Annotated in this window: 12 protein-coding genes; 9 read left to right on the plus strand and 3 right to left on the minus strand. The window is 71.3% G+C overall.

Features of this window, described 5'->3' with window-relative positions; translation table 11 throughout:
- Positions 1–60 precede the first annotated feature (60 nt).
- The 9 genes from AC5L3X_RS04870 (at position 61) to AC5L3X_RS04910 (ending at position 9,998) form a co-directional block, all read left to right on the plus strand.
- Positions 61–1,044: an ArsR/SmtB family transcription factor gene (locus AC5L3X_RS04870; RefSeq protein ID WP_494855363.1), complete on the plus strand. Its 984-nt coding sequence runs from the start codon at positions 61–63 to the stop codon at positions 1,042–1,044.
- Between the two features lie 117 nt (positions 1,045–1,161).
- Entirely contained in the window at positions 1,162–2,121 is a 960-nt protein-coding gene (locus AC5L3X_RS04875; protein WP_494855365.1) for a sugar-binding transcriptional regulator, read from the plus strand.
- Positions 2,122–2,319: 198 nt separating this feature from the next.
- Entirely contained in the window at positions 2,320–3,402 is a 1,083-nt protein-coding gene (locus tag AC5L3X_RS04880; protein ID WP_494855367.1) for an ABC transporter substrate-binding protein, read from the plus strand.
- A 16-nt stretch (positions 3,403–3,418) separates the two neighbouring features.
- Positions 3,419–4,210: an ATP-binding cassette domain-containing protein gene (locus AC5L3X_RS04885; protein WP_189123406.1), complete on the plus strand. Its 792-nt coding sequence runs from the start codon at positions 3,419–3,421 to the stop codon at positions 4,208–4,210.
- On the plus strand, positions 4,207–5,451 hold the full coding sequence (locus AC5L3X_RS04890; RefSeq protein ID WP_494855369.1) for a sugar ABC transporter permease: 1,245 nt from the start codon (positions 4,207–4,209) through the stop codon (positions 5,449–5,451). Before AC5L3X_RS04885 ends, AC5L3X_RS04890 begins: the two co-directional genes overlap by 4 nt.
- On the plus strand, positions 5,451–6,938 hold the full coding sequence (locus AC5L3X_RS04895; protein ID WP_494855371.1) for an FGGY family carbohydrate kinase: 1,488 nt from the start codon (positions 5,451–5,453) through the stop codon (positions 6,936–6,938). The genes AC5L3X_RS04890 and AC5L3X_RS04895 overlap by 1 nt, the downstream gene beginning before the upstream one ends.
- Positions 6,935–8,371, plus strand: a complete 1,437-nt coding sequence (locus AC5L3X_RS04900) for an FGGY-family carbohydrate kinase (protein ID WP_494855373.1) — start codon at positions 6,935–6,937, stop codon at positions 8,369–8,371. The genes AC5L3X_RS04895 and AC5L3X_RS04900 overlap by 4 nt, the downstream gene beginning before the upstream one ends.
- Positions 8,368–8,982: a histidine phosphatase family protein gene (locus AC5L3X_RS04905; protein WP_189123403.1), complete on the plus strand. Its 615-nt coding sequence runs from the start codon at positions 8,368–8,370 to the stop codon at positions 8,980–8,982. Before AC5L3X_RS04900 ends, AC5L3X_RS04905 begins: the two co-directional genes overlap by 4 nt.
- A complete protein-coding gene (locus AC5L3X_RS04910) occupies positions 8,979–9,998 on the plus strand; it encodes a 2-hydroxyacid dehydrogenase (protein WP_494855375.1) in 1,020 nt (339 codons plus the stop codon). Before AC5L3X_RS04905 ends, AC5L3X_RS04910 begins: the two co-directional genes overlap by 4 nt.
- Positions 9,999–10,018: 20 nt before the next feature.
- On the opposite strand, the gene AC5L3X_RS04915 is transcribed toward AC5L3X_RS04910, so the two are convergent.
- The 3 genes from AC5L3X_RS04915 to AC5L3X_RS04925 are packed head-to-tail and all read right to left on the minus strand — an operon-like array spanning position 10,019 to position 13,104.
- Positions 10,019–10,876 (minus strand): carbohydrate ABC transporter permease, encoded by an 858-nt coding sequence (locus AC5L3X_RS04915; protein ID WP_358493435.1) that lies wholly within the window; start codon positions 10,874–10,876, stop codon positions 10,019–10,021.
- Complete coding sequence (locus tag AC5L3X_RS04920; RefSeq protein WP_494855377.1) at positions 10,873–11,754, minus strand: carbohydrate ABC transporter permease; 882 nt, start codon at positions 11,752–11,754, stop codon at positions 10,873–10,875. Before AC5L3X_RS04920 ends, AC5L3X_RS04915 begins: the two co-directional genes overlap by 4 nt.
- Before the next feature lie 60 nt (positions 11,755–11,814).
- A complete protein-coding gene (locus tag AC5L3X_RS04925; protein ID WP_494855379.1) occupies positions 11,815–13,104 on the minus strand; it encodes an ABC transporter substrate-binding protein in 1,290 nt (429 codons plus the stop codon).
- Between the last annotated feature and the right edge of the window lie 374 nt (positions 13,105–13,478).

The raw sequence follows: 13,478 nt of genomic DNA on the forward strand, positions 1-13,478 counted from the left end.
CGGGCACGATGCTGGCGGTACGACCTCGGATGCGGCGACTGTTTCGGATATAACCGAAAGATGTTCAGGATCGAGGTCACTCCGCAGGACGTGGCGGCCAGCCGGTTCGCGATCTCGCCGCTGATCGAGACCATGCACGCGCAGTGGGTCCTGTCGGGCAGGACCGAGGCGGGGATGCACCGGCACTGGGTGGCGCGGTGGCGCGAGCCGTACCAGGAGCTCGAACGGCGGCATCCGGCGCTGCGGGCCGCGACGGCGATCACCGGGAACAGGGGGCACGCGAACGTCGACTTCGTCGCGCCGCCGCCCGCCGGGCTGAGCGTGCCGTTCGCGGCCGAGCTGGCCGCGATGCGCTCGACCCCGGTCGGCCTGGCGCACGCGGAGATCGGCGCGGTGCTGGCGGCGCGGCCCCCGGTGGCCGCGTGGGCCCGCGAGCTGCTGCTCGGCCCCGACGTGGTGCGGCTGCTGGCCGACGCCTACAAGGAGCTCTGGACGGAGATCGTCTCGGTGGCCTGGCCGCGGTTCCACGCGGTGCTGGAGAGGGACGTGATCCAGCGGGCGGGGCGGCTGGCCGCCTACGGCTGGGCCGCCGCGCTCGACGACCTGAGCTCGCAGGTCAGGTGGGACGGTGACGGGTTCATCGGGATCCGGATGGGCAGGCGCGACGAGCGGCACCGGCTCGGCGGCAAGGGGCTGTTGTTCCTGCCGTCGGTGTTCGCGGGCAGCGTCGGCGCCTATCTGGAGGAGGCCTGGCCGTACGCGCTGGTCTATCCGGCGCGCGGCACCGCCATGGTGCCGCCCGCGCCGGCGCCCGGCCTGGCGCTGCTGATGGGCCGCACCCGGGCGCGCGTCCTCGCCGAGCTCGCCGTGCCGGCCACGACGACGCATCTCGCCGCCCTGCTCGGCCAGGGTCTCGGCACGACCGGCGGCCATCTGGCCGCCCTGCGCGGCGCCGGTCTCGTCACCCGGGCACGCACCGGGCGCAGCGTTCTCTACTCCCGCTCGCCGCTCGGCGACGCCCTGGTGGCGGGTTCGCTGCCATAGTGCCTCCGGACGTGTCGTGGGCACGCGGGGATCGCTAGCCTTTGCCTCGGAGAGCACGAAGGTATAGTCGTTGCGCATCCGTTCAGCAACAATGTTCAAGCCCTAGGGAGCGCGCGCATGAATGCCGCCGACGTCGGACCGGAGGCGCCAGCCCGGTTCCCTCAGGAGCTGATGTACGCGGCCGCCTCGCAGTACTACCTGGAGGACGCGACGCAGGCCGACATCGCCAAGCGGCTCGGCGTCAGCAGGGCGACCGTGAGCCGGCTGCTGACCGAGGCGCGCAAGCACGGCCTGGTCGAGATCAGGGTGCACCGGCCGTCCGCGCTGGAGGAGGGCCCGCTGGCCGCCGAGGTCGCCGCCGCCCTGCGCCTGGAGCGGGTCTACCTGGTGCCCAAGGTCAGCGGCCCGGCGCTCGGCCCGTGGCTGGCCCCGGGGCTGGCCAGGGCGCTCGCCGGGGTGGGGCTGACCTCGGGCGACGTGGTCCTGGTCTCCTCCGGCAGCACGATCTACGAGTGCGCGCGCGAGGGGCTCGGCCAGTTCCCCGGCGTCACGATCGCGCCGGCCGTGGGCGGCCAGGAGGATCCGCAGCCGTGGTTCCAGACCAACGAGACCACGCGCCTGCTGGCCGAGCGGGTCGGTGGCGTGCCGAGCTACCTCTACGCGCCCGCGCTGCCGGGGCCGGAGCTGTTCTACTCGCTGCAGCACGAGCCGTCGGTGCGCCGGGTGATGGACCTGTGGGGCCGGGCCAAGTGTGCGATCGTGGGCGTCGGCTCACCGCCGGTGATGCGCCAGGTCGTGCCCGCCTTCGTGCCCCGCTACGCCGACAGCCTGCGCCAGGCGGTGGGCGACGTGTGCTCGCGCTTCTACGACCGCGACGGCGAGCCCGTCGGCTATCCGGGCAGTGAGCGGCTGGTGGCGACGGCGCTGGAGGATCTGCGCCGCATTCCCTACTCCATCGCGGTCGCGGTGGGCCCGGAGAAGGTCGGCTCGATCGTCGCCGGGGCGCGGGGCGGCTATTTCAACCGCCTCGTCACCGACGCGCTGACCGCCGAGGGTCTGCTCACCGCCGTCCGCTGAGTACCCTCAAATGATTAACAGCAGGTCACAGGGGTAAAAACTCCCTGAACACTTTTGCTGGACAAAAGTTCTGGGTGCGCGCTAGCGTGAGTCGCACCGCAGCGCGTTGCCGTGTGTGAGCGGCCCTGTGCCCTGCGGCACTCGGGGGAACGCGACGCAACCAGCTCCGCGAGGACGTAGCAAGTGAGGAAAGAACCCTTGAACAGAACTCAGATGCGCACCACGGCGCTCGCCGCCGTGGCGGTCATCGCGGGCGCGGCTCTGACCGCCTGCGGCTCCGACAGCGGCACCACGGAGGCCGGTTCCGGCGGCGGCGGCACCGACGCCAAGGTGGCCTTCCTCATGCCCGACCTCGCGTCGACCAGGTACGAGCTCCAGGACAAGCCGCTGTTCGAGGCCAAGATGAAGGAGCTCTGCTCCGGCTGCTCGGTCATCTACCAGAACGCCGACTCCGACGCCGCCAAGCAGCAGCAGCAGGCCAACTCGGCGCTCGCGCAGGGCGTCAAGGCCATCGTGCTCGACCCGGTCGACTCGGCCGCCGCGGCCACCATCGTCAAGACGGCGCAGGCGCAGAACGTGCCGGTCATCGCCTACGACCGGCCGATCCCGGCGACGCCCGCCGACTACTACATCTCCTTCGACAACGAGAAGATCGGCTCCATGATCGGCCAGTCGCTGGTCGACCACCTCAAGGCCGAGAAGATCGAGGGCGGCCTGCTCCAGGTCAACGGCTCCCCCACGGACGCCGCGGCCGGCCTGATCAAGAAGGGCATCCACACCGCGATCGACCCGAGCGGCCACAAGCTGCTCGCCGAGTACGACACCCCCGACTGGCAGCCCGAGAAGGCGCAGACCTGGGTCAGCGGCCAGATCACCCAGTTCGGCGACAAGATCGTCGGCGTGGTGGCGGCCAACGACGGCACCGCCGGCGGCACCATCGCGGCGTTCAAGGCCGCGGGTGGCAAGGTGCCGCCGGTCACGGGCAACGACGCCGAGACGGCCGCCGCCCAGCGCATCATCTCGGGCGACCAGTACAACACGATCTCCAAGCCGATCAAGATCGTGGCCGAGGCCGCGGCCACCGTCGCCTGGGACTTCGTCCAGGGCAACAAGCCCGAGGGCAAGACCACGCTCTACGACACGCCGTCGGAGCTGTTCGTTCCCACGGTCGTGACCAAGGAGAACATCAAGGAGGTCCTGTTCGACAGCGGGATCATGAAGGCCTCCGAGGTCTGCACCGGCGCCTACGCCGAGGGTTGCGCCGAACTCGACATCAAGTAGATCTCCAGGAGTCCCCTTGTCGTCCAACCAGCAATCAGACAACGTCCTGTCCCTGCGCGGGATCAGCAAGACCTTCGGCGCGGTCGCCGCGCTGACCGACATCGACCTCGATGTGGCCGCGGGACAGGTCGTGGCCATCGTCGGAGACAACGGCGCGGGCAAGTCGACGCTGGTCAAGATCCTCTCGGGCGTGCACCCGCCGGACTCGGGAAAGATCGTCTTCGACTCGAAGACGGTCGAGATCCCGACTCCGGCGGCGGCCCACAGGCTCGGCATCGCCACGGTCTTCCAGGACCTCGCGCTGTGCGAGAACCTGAACGTGATCCAGAACCTCTTCCTGGGGCAGGAGCTGCGGCCGCTGCGGCTCAACGACGTGGCGATGGAGACCCGCTCCTGGGATCTGCTCCGCCAGCTCTCGGCCAAGATCCCCAGCGTGCGGGTGCCGGTGGCCTCGCTCTCCGGCGGACAGCGGCAGACCGTCGCGATCGCCCGGTCGCTGCTCGGCGACCCCAAGGTCATCATCCTCGACGAGCCGACCGCCGCCCTGGGCGTCGCCCAGACGGCCGAGGTGCTCAACCTGGTCGAACGGCTCCGCGAGCGCGGCCTCGGCGTCATCATGATCAGCCACAACATGGCCGACGTGAAGGCCGTGGCCGACACCGTGGCCGTCCTCAGGCTCGGCCGCAACAACGGAGTCTTCGACGTGAACGACGTCTCCCCCGAGGACATCATCGCCGCCATCACCGGAGCCACCGACAACGCGGTCTCCCAGCGGCAGGCGCGCAGGAAGGAAGGGCTCTCCTCGTGAGCACCACGGTCAAAAGCACGGCCACCGACCGCCAGGACGAGCGGCTGCGGTCACAGGAGGGGCTGCGCGGCGCGATCTCCGACGTGGTCGAGCGAGCCCGGGGCGGCGACCTCGGGGTGATCCCGGTCGTGGTCGGCCTCATCGTGATCTGGAGCGTGCTGCAGATCCTCAACCCCGTCTTCCTGTCCAGCGCCAACCTGGTGAACCTCACCTTGGAGTCGGCGGCCGTCGGCGTCATCGCGCTCGGCATCGTGTGCGTGCTGCTCGTCGGCGAGATCGACCTGTCGGTCGGCTCGGTCAGCGGGCTGTCGAGCGCCGTGCTGGCCGTCCTCTTCGTCAGCCAGGGCCTGCCGATCTGGGTGGCGATCCTGGCCTCGGTGCTCATGGGCGCGGTCGTCGGCTGGGTCTACGCGCAGCTGTACAACCGGTTCGGGGTGCCCAGCTTCGTCATCAGCATGGCCGGCCTGCTCGCCTTCCTGGGCCTGCAGCTCTACGTGCTCGGCAGCAAGGGCTCGATCAACCTGCCGTTCGACTCCGGGCTGGTGAACTTCGCCCAGCTGGCCTTCGTGCCCGACTGGCTCTCCTACACCTTCGCGGTGGTGGCGGCGGTCTGGCTGTTCGTCAGCGGCTACCTGCACGCGAGCGAGCGCCGCAGGGCGGGGCTGTCGTCCAAGACGACGTCCATGCTGGCCATCAGGAGCGCGGCGCTGCTGGTGGTGCTCGCCTTCGTGGTCTGGTACCTCGGTCAGACGCGCGGCATCGGCTGGATGTTCATGCTCTTCGTCGGGATGGTGCTGGTCATGCACTACCTGCTGTCCCGTACGAAGTGGGGCAGGTCCGTCTACGCCGTCGGCGGCAACGTGGAGGCGGCCCGGCGGGCCGGCATCAACGTCAAGGCCGTCTACACCTCAGTGTTCGTGCTCTGCTCGTCCTTCGCCGCGGTGGGCGGCATCCTGGCCGCCGCCCGGCTGGCCGCGGCCAACCAGAGCAGCGGCGGGGGCGACATCAACCTCAACGCCATCGCGGCGGCCGTGATCGGCGGGACCAGCCTGTTCGGCGGTCGCGGCTCGGCGTTCGGGGCGCTGCTCGGCATCATCGTCATCCAGTCGATCTCCAGCGGCCTGACCCTGCTGAACCTCGACTCCTCCATCCGGTTCGTGGTCACCGGCGCCGTCCTGCTGCTGGCCGTGGTCGTCGACTCGATCGCCCGCAAGTCTCGGACCTCACACGGAAGAGCCTGATGGCGGCGATCTGCGTCGATGCCGGCACCACGGTCGTCAAGGCGGTCGGCTACGACGAGGCGGGCGCGGAGGTCGCGGTCGCCCGGCACCAGACCGGCGTGTCCCGTCCCGCGCCCGGCTGGGCCGAGCAGGACATGACCACGGTCTGGGACGCGGTCGCGCGCACCGTGCGCGACGTCGCCGCCCGGACCGAGGGCCCGATCGACTTCCTCGCCGTCACCGCGCAGGGCGACGGGGTCTGGCTGGTCGACCCCGCCGGCGAGCCCACCGGCAACGCGATCCTGTGGAACGACGGCCGGGCCGCCGCCACGGTCGACGCCTGGGCCCGCTCCGGGGTCGCCGAACGCGCCTTCCGCCTCAACGGCAACGTCAGCGCGTCGGGCCTGCCGCACGCGATCCTGAGCTGGCTGCGCGAGCACGACCCCGACCGGCTCGACCGCTCGGCCGCCGGCCTCACCTGCGGCGGCTGGATCTTCTCCCGGCTGACCGGTGAGATCGCCACCGACGAGTCCGACGCGTCGGCCCCGTTCATGGACCTGCGCACCCGCGCCTACTCCCCCGAGCTGATGGCCATGTACGGCCTGGAGTGGGCCGAGCGGCTGCTGCCCGAGCCGCGTGACGACACGCGCCGGGTCGCCGCCCTCACCACCGGCGCCGCCGAGTCGCTCGGCCTGCCCGCCGGGACACCGGTCGTGATGGCGCCCTACGACATCGCCTCGACCGCGATCGGCGCCGGAGCCGTACGGCCCGGCCAGGCGTGCGGCATCCTCGGCACCACGCTGTGCACCGAGACCGTCGCCGACCCGCCCGACCTGGACGGCGAGCCGGTCGGCGTCACGCTCGCGATACCGGGCGGCTACCTGCGGGCCTTCCCCACCTTCTCCGGGGGCGAGGTCATCCAGTGGGCCTGCCGGCTGCTCGGCCTGCCCGCCCCGGCCGAGCTGGGCGAGCTGGCCGCGCAGAGCCCGCCGGGCGCCCGCGGCCTGGCCTTCCTGCCCTACCTCTCGCCGGCCGGTGAGCGGGTGCCGTTCTCCGACCCGCTCGCCCGGGGCTCCTTCCTGGGCCTGTCGTTCGAACACGGCCGCGAGCACATCGCCCGCGCCGTGCTCGAAGGGCTCAGCCTCGTCGTCCAGGACTGCCTGGCCGTCTCCGGGGTCGCGGCCCAGGAGCTGCGCGTGTGCGGCGGCGGGTCGGCCAACGCCCTGTGGGTGCGCATGATCTCCGACATCACCGGCCTGCCCGTCCACCGGTCGAGCGACGCCGAGGTCGGCGCGCGGGGCGCCTTCATCGTCGGGCTGGTCGCCACAGGCGCCGCCCCCGGTGTCGAGGTGGCCGCCGACCGGTTCGTCCGGCTGCGCGACGTCGTACATCCGGAACCCGGCCCGTACGACACCGCCTACCAGGACTTCCTTGCCCTGCGCGCGAACAGCGCCCGATCCTGGCCGCTGCTCGCCGAGACACGCGACCGGACTCGGGGCCGTACATGAGCGTGTGGATCGGCATCGACCTCGGCACGCAGAGCGTGCGCGCGATGGCCGTGGACGGGACCGGGCAGGTGCTCGGCGCGGCGAGCCGGCCGCTGACCAGCCACCGCGACGGACCGAGACACGAGCAGGACCCCGAGCAGTGGTGGCGTGAGCTGGCCGCCGCCACCCGCGAGGCGCTGCGCGACGTGCCGCCCGGCCGGATCGAGGGCGTGGCCGTCGACGCCACCTCTGGAACGGTCCTGCTCACCGACCGCGACGGCGAGCCGCTGACACCCGGCCTGATGTACGACGACCGGCGGGCCACCGGCGAGGTCGAGCGGGTCAACGCGGTGGGCGCGCCGGTGTGGGAGCGGCTCGGCTACCTGCGCATGCAGCCCAACTGGGCGCTGCCCAAGCTGCTCTGGCTGCTGCCGGACGCCCCCGCGGGGGCGCGGGCGGCCCACCAGAGCGACTTCGTCAACCGCCGCCTGACCGGCCACGACGTCGCGACCGACCTGAGCAACGCGCTCAAGACGGGCGTGCACCTGATCGACGAGGACTGGCCCCGCGAGGTGTTCGACGCGCTCGGCGTGCCCGCCTCGATGCTGCCCCAGGTCGTACGGCCCGGCAGCCGGCTGGGCACGGTGTGCGCCGAGGCCGCCGAGGCCACCGGCCTGCCCGCGGGCACCCCGGTGATCGCCGGCGCCACCGACGGCTGCGCCGCCCAACTGGGCGCGGGCGCTCTCACGACGGGCAGCTGGAACTCCGTGATGGGCACCACGCTCGTGCTCAAGGGCGTCACCCGCGAGCTCATCCACGACCCGCTGGGCGTCGTCTACTCGCACCGCGCCCCCGACGGCTCCTGGCTGCCGGGCGGCGCGTCCAGCACCGGCGCGGGCGTGCTGGCCCGCGACCTCGCCGGCCGCGACCTCGACGCGCTCAGCCGCGAGGCCGCCGCCCGTTCCTGGGCCGACCCCGCCACCATCTATCCGCTGGTCTCGCGGGGCGAGCGGTTCCCGTTCGACGCTCCAGCAGCGGAGGGCTTCACGCTCGGCCACGTCTCGGACGACGTCGAGCGCTACGCCGCCATCCTGCGCGGGGCGGCGTACATCGAGCGGCTCTGCTTCGACTACCTCGACCTGCTCGGCGCGCCGGTGGACGGCGAGATCATCCTGACCGGCGGGGCGACCCGCAGCGCGTACTGGAACCGGCTGCGCGCCGACGTGCTCGGGCGGCCGGTGACGCTGCGCGAGAACGCCGAGCCCGCGCTCGGCATGGCCGTGCTCGCCGCCGGGCCGGAGGCGTCGGCGGGCATGATCCGCACCCGCGAGGTCGTCCAGCCGGACGGCACCGACCTGCGCGAGCACTACCTGCGCTTCGTCGACGAACTGGAAGGCCGCGGCTGGCTCCCCTCGCCGGCCGCCGCCCACGCCCGCGAGAGGACCACCCGATGACCGACCTGGTGCTGGTGCGCCACGGCGAGACCGTCTGGCACGCCGAGAACCGCTACGCCGGGCTCAGCGACATCGAGCTGACCCCACGCGGCCACGACCAGGCCGCGCGCCTGGCCGGCTGGGCCGCCTCCGCGGGCCTGTCGGCCGTCTACTCCTCCACCCTCAGCCGGGCCCGGATCACCGCCTCGGCCAGCGCCCGCGCGGCGGGGGTCGAGCTCCAGGTGGACGCCCGCCTGGTCGAGCTCGACTTCGGCCAGGCCGACGGGCTGACCGCCGCCGAGATGCACGGGCGCTTCCCCGAGGCGCGGGCCGCGTTCGAGGCCGACCCGGCCGCGCACCCGCTGCCCGGCGGCGAGGACCCGCACCGGGCCGCCGACCGGTTCGTGGCCGCCCTGCGCGACATCCATGCCGCCCACCCGGACGGCCGGGTGCTGGTGGTCGCCCACACGACCGCCATCAGGCTCGCCCTGTGCGGGCTCATCGGGGTGCCGCTCGGCTCGTACCGGCGGCTCTTCCCGCGCCTGGACAACTGCGCCGTCACCGAGCTCCGCGTGCGGGCCGGGCAGGTCGCGATCCTGCAGTTCAACTCTCCGATTGGAGTCATGCGTTGACACTTCGAGTCCTTGCGGCCGGTGACCACTTCGTCCAGAACCGCCTGTTCGCAGACGCGCTCCGGCGCGAGGTTCCCGGCGAGGTCGAGATCCGCGAGCTCACGCTGCCGTGGCCGGTGGTGCCGTTCGGCCGGGTGGGCGAGGTCGACGAGGCGTCCGACGTGGAGGACGAGCTGATCGAGGCGCTGCGGGGCGTCGAGGTGTGCGTCACGCAGATGGCTCCCCTGACGCGCCGCGTCCTTTCCGCCAGCCCTGGCCTCAGGCTGTTCGGCGTCAGCCGTGGCGGCCCGGTCAACGCCAACCTGGCGGCGGCCACCGAGGCGGGCGTCGCCGTGACCTTCGCCCCCGGCCGCAACGCCGTCGCCACGGCCGAGCACACGCTGGCCATGCTGCTCGCCGCCACCCGCCGGATCCCGGCGACGCACGCCGACCTGGCCACGGGCGTGTGGCGGGGCGACTACTACCGCTACGAGATGGTCGGGCCCGAGCTCGACGGCAGCACGGTCGGCCTGGTCGGCTACGGCGCGATCGGCCGCCGGGTGTCCCGGATGCTGGAGGGCTTCGGCGCGCGGGTGCTGGTCCACGACCCGTACGTCGACCTGCCGGGCAAGGTGGGCCTCGACGAGCTGCTCACCCGCTCGCGCTTCGTCTCGCTGCACGCCCGGGCGACGCCCGAGACCACCGGCATGATCGGCGCCGCCGAGATCGCCCGGATGCCCGCCGGGTCCGTGCTGGTCAACTGCGCCAGGGGGGCGCTGCTCGACTACGACGCGATGTGCGACGCGCTGGAGTCCGGCCACCTGTTCGGCGCCGCCGTGGACGTCTTCCCCGAGGAGCCCATCCCCGACGGGTCGCGGCTGCTCACGACGCCCAACCTGGTGATGACCCCGCACCTGGCCGGGGCCAGCAAGGAGACGGCGATCAAGGCGGCGCGGATCGTCTCGGCGGACGTGGCCCGCTACGTGCGCGGCGAGCCGCTGGCCCACTGCGCCAACCCGGCCTTCGCCGCCTCCTGAGCCGCGGCTCGTCCCTCCGCTCAGCCCTTGAGGGCGCCCGCCATGAGGCCGCGCATGAAGAAGCGGCCCAGCAGGACGTAGATCAGCATCGTCGGAATCGAGGCCAGGATCGCCGCCGCCATCTGCTGGCTGTACGGGGTGGCCTGCGCGCCGGCGATGTTGTTGAGCATCACGGTGGCGGGCCAGCTCGTCGGCCCGGTGAGGAAGACGGCGAACAGGAAGTCGTTCCACAGCGAGGTGAACTGCCAGATGATCACTACGGCGATGGCGGGCGCCGACACCGGCAGCACCACCGACCAGTACGTCCGCAGCATCCCCGCGCCGTCGACCCGCGACGCCTCGATGAGCTCGTCGGGGATCGTGACGTAGTAGTTGCGGAAGATCAGCGTGCAGATCGGGATGCCGTAGACCACGTGCGCCAGCACCAGCCCCGGGATGCCGCCGTAGAAGACGCCCTGCAGCCCGGTCAGCTCGTTGAGCCCGACCAGCAGCTGCACCAGCGGGATCATCACGCCCTGGTAGGGGATGAACATGCCGAACAGGAAGAGCGTGAACAGCAGGTCGGCGCCCGGGAAGCGCCACTTGGACAGCACGTAGCCGTTCATCGAGCCCAGCACGCACGACAGCAGCGAGCCGGGCACCGCGAGCAGCACGCTGTTCCACAGCCCGGGCGCCAGCTTCTCCCACGCCACCCGCCACGCCTCGAGGGTCCAGGTCTGCGGCAGGTTCCAGGCCTGTCCGGGGTCGGCCTCGGTGAGCGGCTTGAAGCTGGTGACCAGCAGGACGTAGATCGGGATCAGGAAGATCACCACGAAGGCGATCAGCACCGCGAGCCGCAGCCCGGTGAACACCCGCCTTCGCCCGGCCACCGCCGTCATGTGCGCCTCTCCTTGCGTACGGACCAGACGAGGTAGGGGATGACGAAGATCGCGACGCTCAGCACGATGTACGAGGCGATGGTGGCGCCCTTGGCCGGATCGTGGGAGTCGAAGACCGCGACCCACATGAACACCGCCGGCACGTCGGTGATGATCTGCTTGCCCGACACCGCCACGATCAGGTCGAACACCTTCAGCGAGATGTGCCCGAGAATGATCAGCGCCGAGAGCGTCACCGGGCGCAGCAGGGGCAGCACGACGTGCCGGTAGACGCCCCACTCGGTGCACCCGTCGACCCGGGCGGCCTCACGCAGCTCCTCGGGGACGCCCCGGAAGCCAGCCAAGAATAATGCCATGACATATCCGGACATCTGCCACACGGCCGGGAGCGCCATCGCGGCCATCCCCCAGTCCGGATCCCGGAACCACTGCCACTGCGGCAACCCGATCGCGTCGAACAGCCGGTTGAGCCCGACCGCCCGCTCGTCCATGCCGGAGTTCATCAGCCACCGCCACACGATGCCGGTGGCGACGAACGAGATGGCCATCGGGAACAGGTAGATCGCCCGGAACGTGCCCTCGCCCCTGATCCCCTTCTCCATCAGGAAGGCCAGCAGCCAGCCGAGCACCAGCGCGCCCAGCACGAACACGATCGTGAAGACGATCGCGTGGTTGACCGAGATGTGCCATCGGGGCTGGTCCCAGAGGCTGATGAAGTTGTCGAGCCCGACGAACTTCCCCTCGGTCACCTCGTCGTGCTTGTCGGTCATGGCCAGCCGGAAGTTCCAGCCCAGCATGCCGTACACGAACACCCCGATCGCCACGATCGACGGCGCGACCAGGAGCAGTCCCGGCAGCCAGGTGCGTGCCCGCCTCACAACCACTCCCTCCAAGGAGTACGGCAGGCGCCCGGGGATGGACGCCTGCCGGTACGTGGGTTACTGGGCGTTGGCCGTGGCCGCGTCGGCCAGGGCCTTCTGCAGGGCGGCGACGTCCTTCGTGCCGAGGAACAGGCCGACCGCCTCGTTGATCGAGGCCAGCCACGGCTGGTTCACCGAGACGCCGTGCTGGATCGAGCCGGCCAGCTTGTCGCCCGACCAGTCCTTCAGCGCGTCGGCCAGGTAGTCGGTGTAGAGCGCCTGGTCGGCGTCCTTGCGGGCCGGGATGGAGCCCTTCTTCGGGTTGAAGGCGTCCTGGCCCTCCTTGCTGGCCGCGACCTTGAGCCAGGCGAGGGCCCCGTCACGGTTCTTCGCGCCCTTGGGCAGGGTGAAGCTGTCGGACAGCCACAGGTAGGTGCCCTCGGTGCCGGGAGCGGGCGCCCAGTCGAAGTCGGTCTTCGACGTCTTGCCCAGGCCGCCCTCCGGCGGGTTGTGGAAGTAGCCGTAGGCCCAGTCGCCCATGATGTTGAACGCGGCCTCGCCGTCGGCCACCTGCTTGGCGGCGGGCTGCCAGTCGTCCTGCGGGTCGCCCGCGTACGACATGATCGTCTTGAAGCTCTCCAGCGCCTTGGTCACCTCGGCGCTGTTCCAGTCGGCGCCCGGCTTGAACAGCGCGTTGTAGGCGTCGGTGCCGAGCGAGCCGAGCAGGACGCTCTCCAGCAGGTGGGTGACGGTCCACTCGGAGCCGATGGAGAGCGGGATCTTGCCCTTGGCCTTGACCTTCTGCAGCGCGGCGGTGAACTCCTCGATCGTCTTGGGCGCTCCGGCGACCCCGGCCTCCTTGAGGACCCCGGGGTTGAACCACAGGACGTTGGAGCGGTGGATGTTCACCGGCACCGAGTAGATCTTGCCGTTGACGCTGATCTGGTCGATCAGCTGGGCCGGGAAGACGTCCTGGAGCTTGAGCTCGTCGTAGAGGGAGTTGAGCTCCTCCAGGTCGCCGGCCTTGATGTAGCCCTGCAATTCCGCGCCCGCGTGCCCCTGGAAGGTGTCGGGCGGGGTGTCGGCCTGGAGCTTCGACTGCAGCAGCGCCTTGGCCTTGTCACCCGAGCCGCCGGCCACCGCCGCGTCGAAGAACGTGAACGAGGGGTTCTGCTTCTCGAAAATCTGCTTCATCGCCTGCAGCCCGTCGGCCTCTCCCGGCCCGGTCCACCAGGAGAACACCTCGACCTGCTTCGCCGCGTCGCCACCGCCCGTGGTCGGCTCTGCCGCCTGGTCGCCGCCACAGGCGGACAGGCTCAGCACGCTCGCCATGGTGATCGCGACGGCCGCCAGCCACCTTCGTCGCATCGCACTCCATCCCTTCGATACCCCGAGATGAGTTGACAACGAAGAGAGTTGACAACGTTGTCAGTAGGGCAATCAAGCCATTTCGCACTCACGGGCGTCAAGGTATGTGCGGTAACAGGTCCGCATACTCAACCGGCCCGGCACGGTCGCGCGGAAGTCGCGGAAAGCGCCGATGTATGTAGGGCGAGGCGCGCCCGCCGGGCGGAGGAGGGACCGCGTGACCTGGGAGGTGCGGGCTCGGACCCTGCGCGGTCCGAGCCCGCTGTCACGCGGCCGGAGCCCGGCCCCCACCCCTCCGAGGAGACCCGGCCTCACGGGAACGCGTGACGTCCGCGGCGGACCGGCCGCGACGCGTCGTGCGCGGGAAGCTCCAG

Source organism: Nonomuraea sp. CX421, assembly GCF_059358955.1.